This window comes from Sphingomonas sp. 1185, assembly GCF_040544655.1.
Lineage (GTDB): Bacteria > Pseudomonadota > Alphaproteobacteria > Sphingomonadales > Sphingomonadaceae > Sphingomonas.
Map to the genome: position 1 here is coordinate 366,748 of NZ_JBEPKL010000001.1, position 20,281 is coordinate 387,028.

Genomic DNA, 20,281 nt, shown 5'->3' on the forward strand with positions numbered 1-20,281 from the left:
CGGCACCCTCACCATGTCACCGCGATCTTGCCGAAATGCGCGCCGCTTTCCTGATGGCGGAATGCATCGCCGAGTTGGTCCAGCGCAAAGCTCCGGTCGATCACCGGGCGGAGTTCGGCGGTGTCGAGCGCGCGGACGAAGTCCTGCTGCATCCGGCGGCTGCCGACGATCAGGCCCTGGAGGCGCGCCTGCTTCAGCATCATGGTCGCGGTCGGCACCTCGCCGCTGGCACCGGTCAGCACGCCGATCAAGCCGATATGCCCCCCGATCCGGACCGCATCGATCGACTGGGCGAGCGTCCCCGGACCGCCGACCTCCACCACATGGTCGACGCCGCCTCCGGCCCAGTCATGGACCATCCGGCCCCAGTCGGCATGGGTGCGGTAGTTGATGACATGATCCGCGCCCAGCGCCCTGGCGCGTTCCAGCTTGGCATCGGAGGACGAGGTGACCACCACGCTCGCCCCCATCAGCCTGGCGATCTGGAGCGCCCAGATCGAAACGCCGCCCGTGCCCAGCACCGCCACTCGGTCCCCGGCCTTCAGCCCGCCATCGACCACCAGGCTGCGCCACGCGGTCAGTCCGGCGGTGGTGATCCTCGCGGCCTGCGCATGGTCATAGCCCTTGGGCGACAGGGTGAAGGCGGTCGCGGGGGCGACCACCGTCTCGCAGGCATAGCCATCGATGCCGTCGCCGGGCGTCCGGGCGAAGTCGCCGACCCGCGCGGGCCCCTCCTGCCAATCGGGAAAGAAGCACGCGACGACCGAATCGCCCGCCGCGAAGTCGGTCACCCCCTCGCCCACCGCCTCGACGATCCCGGCGCCATCCGCCATCGGGATGCGGCCATCCTCGGTCGGCATCCGGCCAGAGACGACGCCATAGTCATGATAGTTGAGCGACGTCGCATGCAGCCGGACCCGGATCATGCCCGCGCCCGGTGCCCCCGGATCGGGACGCTCGACCAGACGCAGACGGTCCAGCCCGCCGGGTGCGTCGAGGATCATCGCTTTCATGTCGTCGACCTTTGCCGATATTCGTTACCGACACGCCAACGTTGCAATGCAGCGATGCGATCCTCCGCCGGTCGCCAGGGACCATCCGCTGGGCAGGAAATCGAGCGACATGTAGAAATAGAAGGCGCAGCTGCCGTCGGCGCGGTAGCTGCCGCCCTTGACGATCCCGAAGGCGGTGCCGCCCAGGAAGACCGGCCCGCCGCTGTCGCCGCTGCGACAGGTCGGACCGCGCACCGCGACCCAGGCCGCCGTGCAGCCGCCACCGCACAGATCGCCGGCGGGTGCGAAATCGGGCATCCATATCTCGGCACAGCTATAGCCGGTCCGCTCGCCGCGATGGCAGACGATGTCACCCGCCCGCGTCGAATCGCGCGGGCGCTCGCCGGTGACGGTCCGGCTGATCGTCTTGGCCGTATCGCTCCAGAAACGCGGCGCCAGCGGCACCGGGCTGCCATTGACCTGCACGTCCTGATAGCCCCAGCCCCATTGCCCCAGGAAAGGCAGCGGATGTTCGGTGCGGGCGGCGTCGCTCCACGACAGATTGTCGGGACAATGCGCGGCGGTGACGACCGCATCCTCCCCGCCGCGCCGCACGACGAAACCGCTGGTACAGGCATAGCGCCGCCCGTCGGCCGGATCGACACCGACCAGCCGCGCACCGCCTTGCAGATCGGCAAGGTCGGTATCGGGCGTCTCCATGGTGGCGATCCGCACCGGCACCCCCGCCAGCCGCGCGATCCGGTCGCGCAAGGCCTCGCCCGGCTCGGCCAGCAGGTCCGCCTGCCCCACCATGACGACCAGCGCGCCGATACGCGGATCGACGCCGATCCCCGGCGGGCGTGTCAGGCTGGCGCGGATTTCGGTCTGGTGAAGCGCGAGCGCGGTCACCAACTGGCCATGGGTGGCATAGGCTCCGGTGCGAAAGCGGATCAGCACCGGCATGCCCGCCACCTGCACCACCCGGTCCGCCACGGGCGCGTCGCCGGTCAGCAGCACATCGACATGGAAGGGCGCATGCCCCACCGACAGCCCGGCCAGCCGATCGGCGAACTCCGTGCGAAGCGCATCGGTCACCGGCACCGATGCGTCCTGGACCTGCAACTCGCGCAAGGCGTCGGACGGCGACAGGCCGGACTGCGTCGCATAGGTCGCGGCGTCGAGCGCAAGCGCCGCCTGCCCGTCGAGCCCGACCGGCCCGCCCGGCCCGACCGGCTGCGCGCTGGCGACACCGGCGATCGATACCATGCCGACCAGGGCCAATATCAGGCGCCAGATAGCCCAGCTATCAGCCGCGAAAGAATAGCGCTTCTTATATCCCATCGATTTGGTATGTATTTATCAGGCCGAGCCGAACAGGGCTGTACAGGGACAGAAGGGAACCGGATTCATGATGCGACGTCGCGCCTTTCCATTGATCCTGCTGGCGTCGATCGCGCCGCTTGCCGGTTGCTCGCCCAAGGGGACCGCCGCCGACAATGCCACGCTGGATAACGGATCGGTGGTGCTTGCCAATGACGAAACGCCGGTGGCGGAAAACGAGGCCCTGGGCAACGACCTGCTGACGTCCAACGACGCCGACCTCAACAGCACGGCCCCGCAATAGCGGCGGACGGACGCGGGCGACGCGGCCCGCCACCTCTCCTGCTCGCCAAAGGAAGCTCCCTATGGCGTTCGACTGGCCCGGCGGCATCCCGCCGGGCCATTTTTATGCCTGTCATCGGTCGGGAATGCCCAGCGTGCGCAGGACGCGCATATCCTGTTCGACCACCCCGGCCGACAGCCGCTCGATCAAACGCTGCGCCTGTCGCCACATGCCGGTCGCGGGCGGCGCGGCGCGCGGTGCCTCCAGCAGCCGCCCGCCACAGGCCTGCGCCAGCGCGGGTCCGTGCAGCGCGCCGTCGATCACCAGAGACGGGAAAGGCAGCGCCGCCTCGGGCGAGGCGAAAAGTTGCCCGCCGGACCGGTCGAGCGGCGCGATGGAGGGCGGCTGGAAGAACAGCGCGCCCGCGACCTTGGAGACATAATGGCTGGGCGACAGCCGCGCCCACCAGATGCTGGCCAGGCAGGCGGCGTTTTCCGCGACCAGCAGCACCGCCTTGTCAGCATGCGCCACCGCATGGTCGAGCCGGGTGGCCCAGGCATCGCGCGCCTCGCGGCTGCTGGCGTCGAAGGGAAGCTGGACATCGCCCCGTCGCGGCCAGGCGAACAGCCTTTCCCACGGCGCCGCCTGCTCGCTGCCCGGCGCGCCCGCCATGGGCAGGGTGATGATCGAAAAGGGGTCGGTCAGACGCAGTTCGGCGGCCATGGATCTGCTCCGTCGCTGATCCCCCCAAGGTACGCCGCTTATCGCGCGAGGCAAGGGGCATCGACGCGACGCCGCCTCGTCCCGGCGCGACGATCGCCGTCAGGCGGCGGCGATCCGGGTCGAACGGCGCGAACCCGCCAGCGCGGTCGCGATGCTGTCGACCATCAACTCATATTGATCGGGGCTGTACCCCGCGGCCAGGAACGCGCGGACCTCGTGCGAGGGCACGCTATAGCCATGATGCCAGCTCAGCACCGCCATCCGGCGCAGCGCCTCGAGCGAGGGATCGGCCAGCCGTGGATTGCGCGTCTCGCCGAAGATCGAGCCGAGCGCCCGGCCCAGGCGGCTGGGCGCGCGCAGCGACGAGACGCGGTCGCGACGGGCCAGCGCCACGACCTGCCATTCCAGCGCGGACAGGCGGGCGTCAGGAGGGATCGCCGCCGCACCCTGTTCGGCGGTGGCGGCATCGAACGCGGCCCGCGCGGCACCGATTTCCTGAAAAGCGACATAGGCCATGACATACCCCTTTTGCGTCGCGCGACACCCTGTCCGGCAAAGCGCATCCGCCCGCCGCGATCCGGCGACCCCATGCCGCCCGTATCCATGTCTCGCCAATGATGTTCGGAAGACTACCAGGCGCCTTCCATACCAAGCGGTATATTAAGCCGCCGACGCCCCGTCAAGCATTTTATACCGACCGGTATTCAACGCGTCGGCCAGCATTTCAGACCCGTCTCGACCAGCCTTTCCAAATCGGCGCGGCTGGCCCCCGACCCGGCCTGCACGGCCATTCCCTGGAACAGCGCATAGAGCATCGCGGTCAGCCCCTCGGGCTCGACATCCTCGCGCAGATCGCCTTCGTCCTTGGCGCGCTGGAACCGGGCGAGCAACGCCGCCTGTGAGGAGGCACGGCGGGCGACGACCTCCGCCTTGATCGATTCGGCTTCCGACCCGCAAGCGACCGAGTGGATCACCCCCAGGCAACCGCGCGGTTCCTGCTGGTTGGTCTGCGCATCGACCGCGCCGCGCAGCAAATGCTCGGCCACGCCCCGCGCGGTGGGCTGGTTCAGCGCCTCGCGGATAAAGGCCATCTTCTCGGCCTCATAGAGGTCCAGCGCCTTGTGGAACAATGCTTCCTTGTTGCCGAACGCGGCATAGAGGCTGGGCTTGGTGATCCCCATCGCCTCGGTCAGGTCCGCCATCGACGCGCCCTCATATCCCTTGCTCCAGAAGACCCGGAGCGCCGAGGCCAGCGCCTGCTCGGTGCAGAATTCGCGAGGACGCCCCTTACAAGCGGGCAAAGCATTTTCCATAACAGTCGGTATATAATTATCTGGGCGATTTTTGAAACCCCCGAACGCCCTACCCGGCCGGCTTCCTCCGATCCGGTGCCAACGCTCTTAAATGTTCGGAAAGCGACGTCGTCCTATGAAGGGTCGTCGGGGGACCAGGACAGCATGCTCAATATCGTCGGATGTATCACCAAAGACCATGATCCCTGGCTGGTCGGACTGGCCGCCGGGATCTGCGTCCTGGGATTGTCCGCGCTCTTCCTCCTGCACGCCCGCTCGGAGGAATGCGTCGAGGGTCGCCGCCGCAGTTGGCTGGCCTTTGCCGCGATCACTGCGGGGATCGGCATCTGGGCAACGCATTTCCTGGCCATGCTCGCCTATCGAGGGCCCCTGCCGCTGGGCTTCGACCTGTCGCTGACCGTCGTTTCGATCGGGATTCCGATCGCGGGCATCTGGCTCGCGCTGACCTTCATCGCCCGGCGGCGGGAGACGGGGATGCTCGTGATCGCGGCCACGATCATGGCCGCCAGCATCGCCGCGATGCACTTCGCCGGCATGAGCGCGCTGATCGTGCCCGCCCGCATCCTGTATAGTCCATGGGGCGTCACGCAGGCGATGCTGGGCGCGACGGTCTTTCTCTCGCTCGCGCTGATTGCCCATATCCGGCTGCGCGGGATGACGCGCGCGGTCCTGCCGATCCTGGCGGGCGCGATGGGGGTCGTGATGCTGCATTTCGGGGCGATGGCGGCGACGACGCTCCTGCCCGGCGGAGTGGTGGTCGATCCGACGCTCGAACCGCTCCAGCCGCACGGCCTGGCCCGCGCCGTGCTGGGGGCGACCGGCCTGATCGTCGTGATGATGATCGGCGCGGCCATCCTCGACCGGCGGCTGACCGACCTGCACGGCCTGACCCAGGCGACCCGCGAGGGGATCGCGATCCTGCTGAACGGCCGTATCGTCGAGACCAATGCGCGGCTCGCCGCGATGCTGGGGGTCGAGCCGCAGGCGTTGATCGGCTCCACCCCCGGGGACTGGCTGGAAACCATGGACAGCGTGCCGCTGAGCCTGACGCACGATCACCCGGTCGAGACGCGCCCCTGCCACGCCTCGATGGAACGCTATCTGGAGGTCGCCTGTCACGAGATCGAATATCGCGGACGACGATCGACCGTGATGGCGGTGCGCGACCTGACCGAGCAGCGGCGGGCGCAGCGCCAGATCGAATATATGGCGGTTCATGACCCGCTGACCGGATTGCCCAATCGCGCCTATTTCGCCCAGGCGCTGGAGGGGGCCATCGCACAGGCCGACCAGAAAGGCCCCTTCGCGCTGCTCGCGCTCGATCTCGATCGGTTCAAGGCGGTCAACGATCTGTTCGGCCATGCGGCGGGGGACATGATCCTGTGTCGCGTCGCCCGGATCCTGACCGGCGTGGTCGACGAGGCGGCGGTGGTCGCACGGGTCGGCGGCGACGAGTTCCTGATCCTGCAGCGCGGGGTCGACGATCCCGACCGGGTCCACAAGCTGGTCGCGACGATCCTGGGCGCCTTTGCCACCGAAATGGACCTGAGCCGCGATCCGACGGCAGTCGGGGTCAGCATCGGCGTGTCGCTGTTCCCGCAGGATGCCGCCGACGCCGATGGGCTTCGCCACAATGCCGATGTCGCGCTGTACCGCGCCAAGACGAGCGGACGCGGCGCGGCGTCCTTCTTCGACCAGGACATGGACCATGCGGTCCGCCATCGCCGTGCGCTAGAACATGACCTGCGCCACGCCCTGCTGCGCGACCAGATGCAGTTGGTCTATCAGCCGCTGGTCTCGACCGAGGGCGCGAGCGTCATCGGTTATGAGGCGCTGCTCCGCTGGCAGCATCCCGAGCGCGGCGAGATCGTCCCTGACGAGTTCGTGCCGATCGCCGAGGATACGGGCATCATCCTGCAACTCGGCGAATGGGTGCTGGGCGAGGCCTGCCGCGCCGCCGCCACCTGGCCCGAGCCGATGACGCTGGCGGTCAACGTCTCCCCCATCCAGTTCCAGCTGCCCAACCTGGCCGAGATCGTCGCCAAGGCGCTGGCCGAAAGCGGCTTTCCCGCGCGTCGGCTGGAGCTGGAGATCACCGAGAACGTCCTGCTCCACGACCGGGAGGGCACGCTGCGGACGCTGCACAGGCTGAAGGCCATGGGGGTCGGGATCGTCATGGACGATTTCGGCACCGGCTACAGCTCGCTCAGCAACCTCCAGTGCTTTCCGTTCGACAAGATCAAGATCGACCGCAGCTTCATCTCAGGCGTCACCGATGACGAGGCCGCGCGGTCGATCGTCCGCGCGATCGTCGGGCTGGGCCAGAGCCTGAACCTGCCGGTGGTGGCCGAAGGGGTGGAGACGGCCGAACAGCATCGCATGGTGCTGGAGGAAGGATGTCCCCAGGCCCAGGGTTATCTGTTCGGCCGCCCGGGCCGCCTGCCCGCTTATCCCGCCGCCAGCGTGCTCCGCCGCCGACCATAGACGAAGTAGAAGGCCAGCCCGGCCAGGTTCCAGATGACGAACCGGATGATGGTCGAACTGGGCAGGCTGAACAGCAGATAGATACAGCCCAGGATGGCGAGCGTGCCGACCAGATAGGGCTGCGGGCAGCGGAACAGCCGCTTGGCTTCGGGAGCCTTGCGCCGCAGCACCATCAGACAGGCGCCGACCGCGATGAAGGCGAGCAGCGTGCCCGCATTGGCCAGCTCGGCGATCTCGTCCAGCCGGAAGGTGCCAGCGACCAGCGCGATTGAGAGGCCGGTGACCAGCGTGATGCGGGTCGGCGCGCCGCTGCGCTTGCTGACCACGGCGAGCGACTGCGGCAACAGGCCGTCGCGTGCCATGGTGAAGAAGATGCGGCTCTGTCCGTACATCATGACCAGGATGACCGAAGGCAGCGCGATGACCGCGGCCAGCGCGATCAGATGCGCCGCCTGGGGCTGGCCCAGCGAGCGGAGGACCAGCGCCAGCGGCTCGGGCGAATTGGCGAGCTGCTGGAAGGGCATCGATCCGATCGCCGCGACGGCCACCGCCATGTAGATCAACGTGCACACCAGCATCGAGCCGACGATACCGATGGTCAGGTCACGGCTGGGGTTCTTTGCTTCCTCTGCCGAGGTCGCGACCGCGTCGAACCCGTAAAAGGCAAAGAACACGATCGCCGCCGCCGCCATCACGCCGCGCTTGGCACCGTCCACCTCGTGCGCGGCAAAGCCATAGGGCATGAAGGGATGGAGGTTATCGCCCTGGAAGGCCGGAAGGGCAAAGGCCACGAAGATGCCCAGCGCCACCAGCTTGATGACGACGAGGACGATATTGAGCGTCGCGCTCTCACGCGTACCCGCGATCAGCATGCCCATCACCGACAGGGCGACGACCACCGCAGGCAGGTTCACGATGCCGCCGCCATGCGGCCCGGACAGGAGTTCGGGCGGCAAGTGTATCCCCGCCGCCTGTATCCAGCCGACCAGATAGCCACCCCAGCCGACCGCGACCGCCGAGCAGGACAGCGAATATTCGAGGATCAGGCTCCACCCCACGACCCAGGCCAGCGTCTCGCCCAAGGCGGTGTAGCTGAAGGTATAGGCGCTGCCCGCCGCCGGGATCAGCGTGGCCAGTTCGGCATAGGCGAGCGCCGCGCAGGCGCAGACCGCGCCCGCGATCGCGAAGGCCAGGATGACGGCGGGCCCCGCCCGTTCCGCGCCCACCCCGGTCAGCGTGTAGATGCCGGTGCCGACGATCGCGCCGACCCCCAGCGCGATGAGGTGCGGCCAGCTGAGCGTCTTGGCCAGCGCCTGCCCTTCCCCATGCTGGGTCGCGCTGCCCAGCGGTTTGAACGGTCCGAACATGTGAAGCAAAATCCCCCGCCTCGATGGTTTCCATGCTATCCGGCGAGTGCGAACCCGCCCTTCAGGTCCATCAGCGTGGACCGGATATGCGCGTCAAGCAATGTTTGCACCCGTTCCGCGTCGCGCGCCAGAAAGGCATCGAGCTGTTCGCGGTGTTCCAGATGCGCGCGGGCATCGCGCCCGGCGGGTTGCAGATGCGCGACGACATAGCGCTCCGCCAGCACCGCCAATTGTCGGATCATGCGGATGGTCAGCGGCCGTCCGATCGGGCGGACCATCGCCATGTGGAATTGCCGGTTGGAGATGGCGACCTGCGCCAGATCGCTGGTCGCGGCGCGGTCCAGCATGTCGAACGCCGCGATCAGCCGCGTCCGGTCCTCGTCATTCGCGACCAACGCCGCACGCGCCGCCGCCGCCGGTTCGAGGCGGCAGCGAAGCATGTAGATTTCCTCGGCCCGCGCCGCGCTCAGCCGACCGACCAGATAGCCGCGATTGGCAACCCCCTGGAGCAGCCCCTCCTGCTCCAGCCGGGCGAGCGCCTCGCGCAGCGGGATCTTGCTGACCCCCAGCTCGGCGGCCAGCGCGTCCTGCCGGATCGGTCGGTCGCCCCCCAGCGTACCGGCCACGATCCGTTCGCGGACGATGGCGAAGATCCTGTCCGCCAGCGTCTGCACGACGATGACGCCCCCGCCCCGCGCTCGGCCGTCATCCGGCACCATGTCGCGGGGCGGGAGCGTCGTCGCCATCAGGCGGCCTTGCTCAGCCCGAGGGTCGGGCGGGTCGCGGCGGCCTTTTCGACCATCGCGATCACCTGGGCACGGCGTTCGCCCTCGAGGACGTAGCGCGGCGGCAGCACGCGCTCCGAACCGCGACCCATGACCTGCTCGGCCAGCTTGATCGACTGGACCAGGTCATGCTCGGCATCGAGGTGGAGGAGCGGCATGAACCAGCGATAGATTTCCAGCGCCTTGGCATGATCGCCCCGCTCGAACGCGGCCACCAGTTCGACCGACTCCTTGGGGAAGGCGTTGGTCAGGCCCGAGACCCAGCCCTGCGCGCCGAGGTACAGGCCCTCGAGCGCCACGTCGTCCAGCCCGGCGAACAGGACGTAACGATCGCCAAAGGCGTTGCGGAAGTCGGTGAAGCGACGCGTGTCGGGAGCCGATTCCTTGACCGCGACGATGTTCTTCACGTCGACCAGCGCTTCCAGCACCGTCTGGTCGATGACCGTGCGATAGGCGGGCGGGTTGTTGTAGAGCATGATCGGCAGGCCGACCTGATCCGCCACGCCCTTGAAATGGTTCACCAGCTCATGCGCCTTGGGCACATAGACCATCGGCGGCAGCAGCATGAGGCCGTCGGCGCCGGCCTTTTCGGCAGCCTGCGCATAGCGGACCGCGCGGCGCGTGTCATATTCCGACACGCCGGTGATCACCGGCACGCGGCCGTCGACCGCCTCGACGATCGCGGTCAGCACCGTGACCTTCTCATCATAGTCGAGCGAGTTGTTCTCGCCGACCGTGCCCAGGGCGATGACGCCGGTCACGCCGTCGCGGACCAGATCGTCCACCACGCGCTGCGTGTCGGCGAGATCGATCGAAAGATCCTCCCGCACCTGGGTCGTCACCGCGGGGAATACGCCACGCCAGCCGATGCTCACAATCTGTCTTCCTGCTGTTTATATTTAGATACCGTATACTTTTTAGCAAATCGATCATCGCAGGTCAATCGCGATCATTCCTCATCGGGATAGGGGCCCTTGCCGCCCTCCGCGATGAACTGATCGGTGCGCTGCGCGATGACGGGCAAGGGGACATAGCCCAGTTGCAGCATCGCATCGTGCCAGGCGCGGATGTTGAACTTCGGCCCCAGCGCCTTCTCCGCCTTGGCCCGCGCCTTCTGGAAGGCGAGCTGCCCCATATAATAGGACAGCGCCTGGCCCGGCCATGCGATATAGCGGTCGACCTCGGTCTCGATCTCGTGATCCGACAGCGCGGTATTGTCGTGGAGATAGGCCTGGGCCTGCTCGCGGCTCCATCCCATGGCATGGATGCCGGTATCGACCACCAGCCGCGCGGCGCGCCAGGCCTGATAGGACAGCATGCCGAACCGATCATAGGGCGTCTTGTAGAAGCCCATATCCTCGCCCAGCGCCTCGCAATAGAGCGCCCAGCCCTCGCCATAGGCCGACAGATAGCTGTCGCGGCGGAAGGCGGGCAGATCCTTGTTCTCGGCGGCCAGCGGCATCTGGAAGGCATGGCCGGGCGCGCTTTCATGCAGCGTCAGCGCGGGCAGCGCATAGAGCGAACGCGACGGCAGATCATAGGTGTTGACCAGATAGATGCCCGGACCGCCGCGCCCGGCGGTATAGAAGGGCGCGAGATCGGCGGGCACCGGCTTGATCGCGAACCGGCTGCGCGGCAGGCGGCCGAACCAGTCGGCGGCGATGCCGTCGAAGCTCTTGGCGAACCAGGCCGCGCGGTCGAGCAGTTCCTGCGGCGTCTTGGCATAGAATTGCGGATCGGTGCGCAGGAAGGTCAGGAAGGCGGGGAAATCACCCGTGAACTTCACCTCGCGCATCACATCGTCCATCCGCGCGCGGATGCGCTTGATCTCCGACAGGCCGATGGCATGGATCTGTTCGGGGGTCATGTCGGCGGTCACATATTCGCGGATCTTCGACCGGTAATAGGCCTTGCCCTCGGGCAGGTCATAGGCCGCCGTGCTGGCCTGCCCGCCCGGCATATAGTCGTTGCGCAGGAAGGCGAGCAGCTTGACATGCGCGGGCAGGACATCGTCGCGGATCGCCGCCCTCGCCTCGGCCCGCAGCGCCGCGACGGTGGCGGGCGCCATGGCGGCGGGCATGGTGCGGAACGGTGCGTAGAAGGGCTGCTCCTCGCCCAAGCCGGCATCGACCACCTGCGCGACACCGATATCGCGCCCCTTCAGCGTGACGCGCGGCGGGGTGAAGCCCCGCGCCAGTCCGGCGCGCATATTGCCGATCTGCTGGTCGTAATAGCGCGGCATCTGGTGGAGCATCGCGATATAGTCGCGATACTGGCTTTCCTTGGTGAAGCTGCCCCGCGCCCAGCTCGCGAGATTGCCCCAGAAGCTGGTATCGGCGTTCAGCGGCCTCTCATATTCCCGGAAGCGCTGGGCGGCGAGCAGGGCATCGATCTGGCCGCGATAGACCATGTAATCGGTGCGAACATCGGGCGACAAGGCGTTGATATCGATGCCGTCCAGCGCCTTGGCGGTCGCCTCCCAACGGGCCAGCCGCGCCGCCTGCGCCACCGGACCGACATCAGGCAGCTGACGCGATCCGGCGCTGCCGCTATCCTCGTCGGCGGCGTTCTGGCTGACCCGCCATTTATACTCCGCCTCGGACAAGGCACGGAAGCGGGCGTCCGCCGCACGCGTCGCCGTCGCCGCTTTGCCACGCGGCTGCGCCGTCGGCGCCTTCGCCTCCGCGGCCCCCGGTACGCAGAGAAGGGCCATTCCCGCCAGAAGCGGTGCGATCCGGTTCGTCATGCTCATACCCTTCCTGCTTCAACCATTCAGTGCCGTGACGTCGCGGTGCAGATCGGCGGGGATCACCACGCCCTCCGCCAGCGACACCGCCCGCGCCGCATAGCGCCGGGCCGAGGGCAGCCGCGCCCCCTGCCCCGTGATCGCGGCGAACATCGCCTCCGCCCGCGCCTGATGTTCGGGCAGAAGATCGCCCAGGAACCCCTTGGGATCGATCGCGATAATCAATTCGCCACCCAGCGGAGATCCGCCGCGCCCGGCATCGACGTCGATCGACTCGCGGCTGGTCATGTCGCCGATCAGCGGCCCGGCGAGCAGCTCGACCATCGCCGCCAGCGCCGATCCCTTATGCCCGCCAAAGGTCCGCATCGCGCCCGACAGGATCGCGGCGGGATCGGTGGTGGGCCGTCCCTCCGCATCGACGCCCCAGTCGTCGGGCACCGCCTTGCCCGCGCGGCGATGAAGCTCGATCTCGCCGCGCGCGACCATGCTGGTGGCGAAGTCGAAGACGAAGGGCGGGCCATCGGGGCGCGGCCAGCCGAACGCGATCGGATTGGTCCCGAACACCGGCTCGGCCCCGCCCGACGGCGCGACCCAGGCATGGCTGGGGGTGAAGGCCAGCGCGACCAGCCCTGCCTCGGCCAGTTCCTCGACCTCGGGCCAGAGCGCGGCGAAATGCACGACATTGTTGAGCGCCAACGCGGCGATGCCGTTCCTGCGCGCCTTTTCGATCAGCGCGGGCTTGCCGGTCTGGAACGCCAGCTGGGCAAAGCCGCCGCCGCCATCGACGCGGACCAGCGCATGCGCCGGATGCGACAGGACGGGTTCGGCGTCGGGCACGACGACGCCCTTGTTGATGCTGGAGACGGCGACCAGCAGGCGATAAATGCCATGCGACGCGCATCCGTCGCGCTCGCCCGCGACCATCGTCTCGGCCACCGCTTCGGCATGGGCGGGGGCGAGCCCCGCGCCCAGCAGCTTGGCCCGCGCGAGCGACCGCAACTCCGCCAGCGTCATGCGGATGCCGGTCACGCGGTCACGCCCTTCTTCGCGGTGAACAGGCGCATGCCGAAGATCGGCCCCGCCGTGCTGCGGTCATGCGGGACGATGCGGATGCGCACGCTCTTCTTGCCCGCCGTCACCCCTAGCGGAAGCGGATATTCGACGTCGAAGAACTGACCCGGCTTGTCGCTTTCCAGATGCTGGGTGGCGACCTTCACATTGTCGACCAGAATGTCGAAGTCACGCTTGCGCTCGTCGCCCCAATAGGTCGCCTGGAGCACCAGCGGGCCGGGACGCACCGCCATGCTGAACTCGATATAGCCGCCCGACCGCGCATCGCGCCCCTGCCGCCCGCGATAGGAGACGGGATAGGAAATTTCCGAGGTAAGCCCATGATCGCGCTCGGGTTGCATCTCGCCCAGATGCATCACGTCGACCGAGCGTGCGGCGATGTCGCGGGCGCGTGCCTGGTCGGCGAGGAAGGCCGCCTCCTCCGCCTTCCATCCCGCTTCGGTGAAGCGCTTGAAATAGACCGCGCTGCGGCGATCATATTGGCTGAAGAAGGGGACGAAGCTGAGATCCGCCGGGCGGAACACGCCGCGCGTCGCATAGCGCCCCGGTGCACCCTCGGCCGGGGTGAAGGCGGCCAGCGGATGCGCGCCGACCATGGCGGGGTCGGGCGAGTTCCACGGCGTCTCGACCGACCCCAGATCGGCCGCAATCACCATCGGCCCGCGCACCACCGCGACCACGCTGTCGTCGCCCGGCGTCGGTTCGACCCGCAATTCCAGCGGCAGGCGGATGGCGACGCTGTCGCCCGCCTTCCACCGCCGCTCGACCACCGCATAGCCGCGGTCGAACACCGGCTCGACCGGCTGGCCGTTGACCTCCACCACCGCCTGGCCCTGCGTCCAGCCGGGCACCCGCAGCGCCACCGGAAAGCGTCCGGCGCGATCGAGACGGGTGAAGCGCAACGTCGCCTGCCCCTCCATCGGATAGGCGGTGTCGAGCGTGACGGTCGCCCCGCGCCGCTCCCACCGCGCCTCGGCCGGGATATAGAGGTTCACGAGCAGCGCGTCCCCGCCCTGCCAGAAGATCGACTCGCCATGCTTGGCATGCGACTCCATCCCCGAGCCGACGCAGCACCAGAAGGCGTCGTCCTTGGGCGTCGAGAATTCGCGCGCCATGCCGGTCATCAGCGGCGTCATATAGGTGAAGCCGCCATCCTCCGGATTCTGCGCCGCCATGACATGGTTCAGATGCGCGCGTTCATAGAAGTCGAACAGCGCCGCCTGGGGCTGCCAGCCATAGAGGTGCCGGGTCAGCTTGAGCATGTTGTAGGTGTTGCAGTGCTCGCACGTCTGCTCGGTGATGTGCCGCGCGATCGTGTCGGGCTCCGAGAAATATTCGCGGTCCGCATTGCCGCCGATGACATAGCTGTGATGCTGCGTCACCGTGTCCCAGAAGAAGCGCGCGCCCGCCGCCGGTGCGGGATTGCCGGTGATCTCGTGGATCCGCGCCAGGCCGATCAGCTTGGGCACCTGGGTATTGGCGTGGAAATTGGCGAGCTGGTCCTTCCCCGCCACCAGCGGGTCGAGCACCTTGCGGTCATAGATGCGCTCGGCCAGCGCCAGCCACTGGCGGTCGCCGGTCCGCTGATAGAGTTCGGCGAAGCTCTCGTTCAGCCCGCCATATTCGCAGCCCAGCACTTCCTGCAGCCGCGCATCGTCCAGCGCGGCGAAGACGCGGGCGAAATAGCCGCCCAGCGCAACCGCGACCGACAGCGCCTGCGCATTGCCCCAGCCGCCATGGATGTCGAGCAGCCCGGCGAACAGCTTGTGAACCGTGTAGAGCGGCGACCAGGACCCGTTGAGGTCGAACCCGCCCGACTTGATCTTGCCCGCCATGATCTCGGGGAAGATCTCCTCGCCATCGACGATGGTGCCGTCGGGGCGCTTGCGTCCCAGCCCGCCGACATAGCCATTGCCGCGCTTGGCCTGGGCCTCGGCCAGTTCGGCGACGATATAGTCGGCGCGCCGCCGCATCTCGGTATCGCCGGTCTGCTGCCAGGTCAGCACCAGCGCCGACATGTAATGGCCCAGCGTATGGCCCGCGATCGTGTCGCTTTCCCAGCCGCCATAGATCTCCGCCTTGGGCTTCAGACCGGCATAGAGGCGGAAATTGTGGAGCAGCCGGTCGGGATCGAGCCGATAGAGATAGCGCCGGTTGGTCTCGACCGCGTTCGCATAGATGGACGGGCGCAGGCGAACGGCGTTCAGCGGCAGGGGTTCGGCCTTGGCGGGAAGTCGCGAAGCCGACGCCGCGATCGCGCGGGGCGCCGCTCCAATCAAGGCGGCGGTGGCCGCTCCCCGCATCCATTCGCGCCTGCTTGCCCGTACCATCTTGCTCTCCACAAAATACCGTATACCGTTAGCGTTCGTTGGAGACAGGGTCAATCGCGTTGCCATAACCGGCGAAGCGACACCCGATGAAAGGGTTCTCGATGCGTCGTTCTCCGTTCCGCCTGTTCCCCGTGACACTGGCCCTGCTGTCCGTCGCGGCGGTTCCGGCCCAAAAGGCCGTGCCCGGCGCGACCGGACCCAAGGCGGCCGCAGCCTCCGCCCCGGCGATTCGCGTCGGCGCGTTTCGCCTGCGCCTCGATCCGGCCAGCCAGACCGCGCGCAGCCTGTCGCCGCTCGCCGATCCCGCTTTCGACTTCCTGCCGGTCGGTCGGTCGCGGGAGCGGAGCGGCAATGGGTACAACCATCTGGGCGACCTGCACCTGCGGGTCCGTACCGGCACCGGGCCGTGGCAGGATTTCTCCTCCTCGAAGCAGCGCGTGCCGGTCCGCGCCCTGCCTGCCAAGGGCGGCGTGCTGGCGGCGGCGGACATGACCGCGACGATGGGCCCCGGACTGCCGCTGCGCATCGTGCGCGAATGGACGAACGCGGCGGGCGCCCCCGGACTGGCCTTCACGCTGACCAACACCAGCGGCCAGACGGTGGAGATTGGCGGGCTGGGCCTGCCGATGGTGTTCGACAACATCATCTCCGACCGCACGCTCGAACAGGCGCATACCCAGGCGAGCTTCGCCGATCCCTATATCGGGCGCGACGCGGGCTATGTGCAGGTGACGCGGCTGAACGGCGCGGGCCCCGCGCTGCTGGTCCTGCCCCAGGCCGCGACGCCGCTGGAGGCCTATGTCCCGATCCCCACGGTCCGCGAGACCGGCGGCAAGGCGGTGATCGCCGAGGCGAGCCCGCGCGCCCAGACGTCGGAGGGCTTTTACGACTGGACGGTCGCCAGCGCCGCCTATGCGCAGACCGACTGGACCAAGGCGGGCGCGCCTTGGAACGCGCCGACCAGCATCCGCCTCGCCCCCGGCGAGAGCCGCCGGATCGGCCTTCGCTTCGTCGCCGCGCCCAGCATCCGGGGGATCGAGCCGACCCTGATCGCGCAGAAGCGGCCGGTCGTCGTCGGCGTGCCGGGCTATGTCGTGCCGAGCGACCTCGACGCATCGCTGTTCGTCCGGGCCCCCTCGCCCATCACCGGGATCGAGAGCTATCCGGCGGGTGCGCTGGAGGTGACGCGGGCGGCGGGCAAGCCCGGCTGGGAGAAGCTGTCGGTGCGCGGGCGGCAATGGGGCCGTGCGCGGCTGTCGCTGACCTATGCCGACGGCCAGGTGCAGACCATTCCCTATTTCGTCACCAAGCCGCTCGAGCGGACCATGGCCGATCTCGGCCACTTCGCGACGACGCGGCAATGGTTTGAGGGCAAGGACGATCCCTTCGGCCGGTCGCCCGCCATCCTGACCTATGACCGCGAGGCGGATCGCATCGTCACCGCCGATCCGCGCGTGTGGATTTCGGGGATGAGCGACGAGGGCGGCGCGGGCAGCTGGGTCGCCGCCGTCATGAAGCAGCTCGACAATCCCGACGCGACCGAACTCGCCCGGATCGAGGAACTGGTCGACAAGACGGTGGTCGGCCGCCTACAGGTCGCCGACGGCCCGCATGCGGGCGGTGTGAAGAAGAGCCTGTTCTATTACGACCCGGCCGCCTTCCCCTCGCTCTATCAACCCGCCAAGGACTGGCAGAGCTGGACCTCGTGGAAGAAGGATCAGGCGGACGATCTGGGTCGCGCCTATAATTACCCGCATGTCGCGGCGGGGCATTGGGCGCTCTACCGGATCGCGCGCAACCATCCGGGGATGACGCGGGTGCATGACTGGCGCTGGTATCTCGACCATGCCTATCGCACCATCACCGCGATGATGCGAGACGCGCCGCATTATGCGCAATACGGCCTGATGGAAGGCGACGTCTTCGTCGACATCCTGACCGATCTGAAGCGCGAGGGCTGGACTGCCCAGGCCGCAGAGGTGGAGGCGCTGATGAAGAGCCGTGCGGACCATTGGCGGACGCTTCGCTATCCCTTTGGCAGCGAGATGGCGTGGGACTCGACCGGCCAGGCCGAGGTCTATGCCTGGATGCGCTATTTCGGCTATGGCCCGCAGGCCGACGTCACGCGCGAAGTCATATTGGGCTATGACCCGTCCATCCCCAGCTGGGGCTATAACGGCAATGCCCGGCGCTATTGGGATTTCCTCTATGGCGGCAAATATCCCCGGCTGGAGCGGCAAATCCATCATTACGGATCGACGCTGAACGCCATCCCGCTGTTCGATTCGTTCCGGCGCAACCCGGCCGACCTGCATCTGCTGCGCGTCGCCTATGGCGGGTTGATGGGCGGGATCACCAATATCGGCCAGGACGGATCCTCCTCCGCCGCCTTCCACAGCTGGCCCGACCGGATGGAGTGGGATCCATATAGCGGGGATTATGGCATGGGCTTTTTCGGCCATGCCTATGCCGCCGCCACCTATGTGGTGAACGATCCCCGGCTGGGCTGGCTGTCCTATGGCGGCAACCTGTCGGAGGCGGAGGGGACGATCCGCGTCGTGCCGAAGGACGGCGCGCGTAGCCGGTTGTTCGTCGCGCCCGCTGGGCTCTGGCTGACGCTGGAGGCGGGCAAGATCGCCGAGGTGCGCTACACCCCCGCCACCGGCACGGTGCGGCTGATCCTCGATCCCGCCAGGGCCGACACGCCGCAGGCCCGGCTGTTCGTCGAGACCACGACGACCGGCGGCCGCGCCTATACGCCCGATCGGGGGGTGATGGAGCGCGGCGGCTATTCGGTGCCGTTGGCCGCCGGGCCGACCGAGGTCGGCCTCTCGCCCAGATAAGCGCGCAACTGACGCACCAGCGGGCCGTCCGCCGGGGGCATGGGCAACGTGTCCATCGCCTCCGGCATGCGCCACACCAGCCCGTCCGCCTCCAGCGCGACGGGCTCGCCCGACCAGCGCCGGATTACATAGAGCAGCAGCAGGAGATGCCGGTCGGGCAATATCTCGGTCGCGAAGCCCGCGGGCTCCAGCGCGGCGGGATCGACGGCGATCGCCAGTTCCTCATGGAGTTCACGGACCAGCGCCTCTTCGGCGCTTTCGCCCGGCTCCAGCTTGCCGCCCGGAAATTCCCACAGCCCGGCCAGCGTCTTGCCCGCCGGACGCTGCTGCAACAGCACCCGCCCCTCGCCGTCGACCAGCGCCGCGGCGACGACCGGAAAGAGCGGGCGGGCCATGGGTTCGACAGACATTATTAACCTTTCCTCGTTACGCCATGGGATCGATGAAAGCGCTCGGCCCGATCCCCACCCTGGCACGCGAAATCGCGGTGGACCATCGCGGCGCGACCGCCGTCGAATATGCGTTGATCATAGCCTGTGTCATGCTGGCCATCGTCGCGGCCCTGTCGCAGATCGGCGTGGACCTTCAGGCCGTGTTCGACCGGATCAGTACGAGCCTGACCGACGCGACCTGATCCGCGCTCGGCCGGAAACCCGCGAATTAAAGATTCTTCAATGAATACAAGCCTATGAATAACCAGCTGATCCGGCCCTCCGGCTCAGACTGTGACTGGTCAACACGGTGTTCAAAGGAATGGAGCCCGGAATGAAGACGATCCGCAAGATGATGAAGGACAGCAAGGGCGCGACGGCGATCGAATATGGCCTTATCGCTGCCCTGATCGCGGTCGCAGCGATCGGTGCGATGCAGACGCTCGGCAACAGCCTGCACAACACCTTCACCAACATCTCGACCCGCCTCAACGGTGCGTCCAGCGCCAATTGATGAACGGACCCGGCAAGGGACGAATAGGTCGCTCGCCGGATACGAGAAAAGGGTCGGCGACTGCGGGATGCGGTCGCCGACCCTTTTCGTTTCAGACCCGGCCGTCCAGGCGGCCGACGCCGATTAGAGCCGCCCCATCGCCAGGAACTTGGCGGCACGACCGCGCTTCAGTTCGTCGCGGCCCAGGCCGCCCAGCTCGCCCAGCGCCTTCTCGACCGCATCGCCCAGATTGGCGATCGCCCCCGCCGGATCGCGATGCGCGCCACCGACCGGCTCGGCCACGATCGTGTCGATCACGCCAAAGCCCTTCAGGTCCTGCGCGGTCACACGCATCGCCTCGGCCGCCTCGGATGCCTTGTCGGCGGTGCGCCACAGGATCGAGGCGCAGCCCTCCGGGCTGATCACCGAATAGACGGCATGCTCGAACATCAGCACCCGGTTGCCCGCCGCCAGCGCCACCGCGCCGCCCGAGCCGCCCTCGCCGACGATCGCCGAGACGACCGGCACGCCCGCCGCCAGGCAGGCCTCGGTCGAACGGGCAATGGCTTCCGCCTGGCCGCGCTCTTCGGCCTGGATGCCGGGAAAGGCGCCCGAGGTGTCGACCAGCGTCACGATCGGCAGGCCGAAACGATCGGCCAGCTCGACCAGGCGAATCGCCTTGCGATAGCCCTCGGGCTTGCCCATGCCGAAATTGTGGCGCAGGCGGCTGGCGGTGTCCTCGCCCTTTTCATGGCCCAGCACCATCACGCGCTGGCCGCGAAACTGCGCGAAGCCGCCCATGATCGCCTGGTCGTCGCCAAAGGCACGGTCGCCCGCCAGCGGCACGAACTCGTCGAACAGCCCGGCGACATAATGTTTGAAATGCGGACGCTGCGGATGCCGGGCGACCTGGGTCTTCTGCCACGGGGTCAGCCTGGCGAAGGTATCGCGCAGCAGCTTGTCCGACTTGGCCTGAAGCTTGGCGATCTCCGCGCCGATATCGACCGTCCCTTCGGCGGTCGTGTCGCGCAGTTCGTCGATCCGGCTCTGAAGCTCGGCAATGGGTTTCTCGAAATCGAGGAAGCTCGTTGACATGGCGC

General features: G+C 67.8%; 18 protein-coding genes. 5 read left to right on the forward strand and 13 right to left on the reverse strand.

Going from position 1 to position 20,281, the window contains the following annotated elements:
• Window positions 1-8: 8 nt before the first annotated feature.
• Together ABIC44_RS01605 and ABIC44_RS01610 are read right to left on the reverse strand one after the other, a co-directional pair.
• The gene (locus ABIC44_RS01605) at window positions 9-1,013 is read right to left on the reverse strand and encodes a zinc-dependent alcohol dehydrogenase family protein (protein ID WP_354293239.1); all 1,005 of its coding nucleotides are present in this window, start codon (window positions 1,011-1,013) and stop codon (window positions 9-11) included.
• Between the two features lie 24 nt (window positions 1,014-1,037).
• Window positions 1,038-2,258 carry a chymotrypsin family serine protease gene (locus ABIC44_RS01610; protein WP_354293240.1) on the reverse strand — a complete coding sequence of 407 codons (1,221 nt, stop codon included), beginning with the start codon at window positions 2,256-2,258 and terminating at the stop codon, window positions 1,038-1,040.
• A 142-nt stretch (window positions 2,259-2,400) separates the two neighbouring features.
• On the opposite strand from ABIC44_RS01610, the gene ABIC44_RS01615 reads away from it, so the two are divergent.
• Window positions 2,401-2,616 (forward strand): hypothetical protein, encoded by a 216-nt coding sequence (locus tag ABIC44_RS01615; protein ID WP_354293241.1) that lies wholly within the window; start codon window positions 2,401-2,403, stop codon window positions 2,614-2,616.
• 111 nt (window positions 2,617-2,727) lie between these two features.
• Here ABIC44_RS01615 and ABIC44_RS01620 read toward each other — a convergent pair whose 3' ends face one another.
• The 3 genes from ABIC44_RS01620 to ABIC44_RS01630 form a co-directional block, all read right to left on the reverse strand.
• The gene (locus tag ABIC44_RS01620; RefSeq protein WP_309695965.1) at window positions 2,728-3,318 is read right to left on the reverse strand and encodes an alpha/beta hydrolase; all 591 of its coding nucleotides are present in this window, start codon (window positions 3,316-3,318) and stop codon (window positions 2,728-2,730) included.
• Window positions 3,319-3,417: 99 nt separating this feature from the next.
• Entirely contained in the window at window positions 3,418-3,834 is a 417-nt protein-coding gene (locus tag ABIC44_RS01625; protein ID WP_354293242.1) for a hypothetical protein, read from the reverse strand.
• A gap of 188 nt (window positions 3,835-4,022) precedes the next feature.
• Window positions 4,023-4,631 carry a TetR/AcrR family transcriptional regulator gene (locus ABIC44_RS01630; protein WP_307099299.1) on the reverse strand — a complete coding sequence of 203 codons (609 nt, stop codon included), beginning with the start codon at window positions 4,629-4,631 and terminating at the stop codon, window positions 4,023-4,025.
• Between the two features lie 144 nt (window positions 4,632-4,775).
• On the opposite strand from ABIC44_RS01630, the gene ABIC44_RS01635 reads away from it, so the two are divergent.
• The gene (locus ABIC44_RS01635) at window positions 4,776-7,115 is read left to right on the forward strand and encodes a bifunctional diguanylate cyclase/phosphodiesterase (RefSeq protein WP_354293243.1); all 2,340 of its coding nucleotides are present in this window, start codon (window positions 4,776-4,778) and stop codon (window positions 7,113-7,115) included.
• Here the strand turns inward: ABIC44_RS01635 and ABIC44_RS01640 are convergent.
• The 6 genes from ABIC44_RS01640 to ABIC44_RS01665 all read right to left on the reverse strand — a co-directional run bounded on the left by ABIC44_RS01640 (window position 7,079) and on the right by ABIC44_RS01665 (window position 15,414).
• Window positions 7,079-8,482, reverse strand: coding sequence for an amino acid permease (locus ABIC44_RS01640; RefSeq protein ID WP_354293244.1), 1,404 nt, complete (start codon window positions 8,480-8,482; stop codon window positions 7,079-7,081). The two genes, ABIC44_RS01635 and ABIC44_RS01640, sit on opposite strands and share 37 nt — an antisense overlap.
• 35 nt (window positions 8,483-8,517) lie before the next feature.
• The gene (locus tag ABIC44_RS01645; RefSeq protein ID WP_354293245.1) at window positions 8,518-9,228 is read right to left on the reverse strand and encodes a GntR family transcriptional regulator; all 711 of its coding nucleotides are present in this window, start codon (window positions 9,226-9,228) and stop codon (window positions 8,518-8,520) included.
• Complete coding sequence (locus tag ABIC44_RS01650; protein ID WP_354293246.1) at window positions 9,228-10,142, reverse strand: dihydrodipicolinate synthase family protein; 915 nt, start codon at window positions 10,140-10,142, stop codon at window positions 9,228-9,230. Before ABIC44_RS01650 ends, ABIC44_RS01645 begins: the two co-directional genes overlap by 1 nt.
• A 74-nt stretch (window positions 10,143-10,216) precedes the next feature.
• Window positions 10,217-12,013 carry a DUF885 domain-containing protein gene (locus tag ABIC44_RS01655; protein WP_354293247.1) on the reverse strand — a complete coding sequence of 599 codons (1,797 nt, stop codon included), beginning with the start codon at window positions 12,011-12,013 and terminating at the stop codon, window positions 10,217-10,219.
• Window positions 12,014-12,031: 18 nt separating this feature from the next.
• Entirely contained in the window at window positions 12,032-13,027 is a 996-nt protein-coding gene (locus ABIC44_RS01660) for an Ldh family oxidoreductase (RefSeq protein ID WP_309704179.1), read from the reverse strand.
• A gap of 11 nt (window positions 13,028-13,038) precedes the next feature.
• Window positions 13,039-15,414: a beta-L-arabinofuranosidase domain-containing protein gene (locus tag ABIC44_RS01665; RefSeq protein WP_354293248.1), complete on the reverse strand. Its 2,376-nt coding sequence runs from the start codon at window positions 15,412-15,414 to the stop codon at window positions 13,039-13,041.
• Between the two features lie 101 nt (window positions 15,415-15,515).
• Between ABIC44_RS01665 and ABIC44_RS01670 the strand changes: the two genes are divergently transcribed.
• Complete coding sequence (locus tag ABIC44_RS01670; protein WP_354293249.1) at window positions 15,516-18,257, forward strand: DUF5695 domain-containing protein; 2,742 nt, start codon at window positions 15,516-15,518, stop codon at window positions 18,255-18,257.
• Here the strand turns inward: ABIC44_RS01670 and ABIC44_RS01675 are convergent.
• Entirely contained in the window at window positions 18,203-18,667 is a 465-nt protein-coding gene (locus ABIC44_RS01675; RefSeq protein WP_354293250.1) for a (deoxy)nucleoside triphosphate pyrophosphohydrolase, read from the reverse strand. The two genes, ABIC44_RS01670 and ABIC44_RS01675, sit on opposite strands and share 55 nt — an antisense overlap.
• A gap of 32 nt (window positions 18,668-18,699) precedes the next feature.
• Here ABIC44_RS01675 and ABIC44_RS01680 point away from each other — a divergent pair, with 32 nt between their 5' ends.
• Window positions 18,700-18,891 (forward strand): Flp family type IVb pilin, encoded by a 192-nt coding sequence (locus ABIC44_RS01680; protein WP_354293251.1) that lies wholly within the window; start codon window positions 18,700-18,702, stop codon window positions 18,889-18,891.
• Window positions 18,892-19,022: 131 nt separating this feature from the next.
• A complete protein-coding gene (locus tag ABIC44_RS01685) occupies window positions 19,023-19,202 on the forward strand; it encodes a Flp family type IVb pilin (RefSeq protein ID WP_354293252.1) in 180 nt (59 codons plus the stop codon).
• A gap of 123 nt (window positions 19,203-19,325) precedes the next feature.
• Here ABIC44_RS01685 and ABIC44_RS01690 read toward each other — a convergent pair whose 3' ends face one another.
• A complete protein-coding gene (locus tag ABIC44_RS01690) occupies window positions 19,326-20,276 on the reverse strand; it encodes an acetyl-CoA carboxylase carboxyltransferase subunit alpha (RefSeq protein ID WP_309702178.1) in 951 nt (316 codons plus the stop codon).
• Window positions 20,277-20,281: the final 5 nt, after the last annotated feature.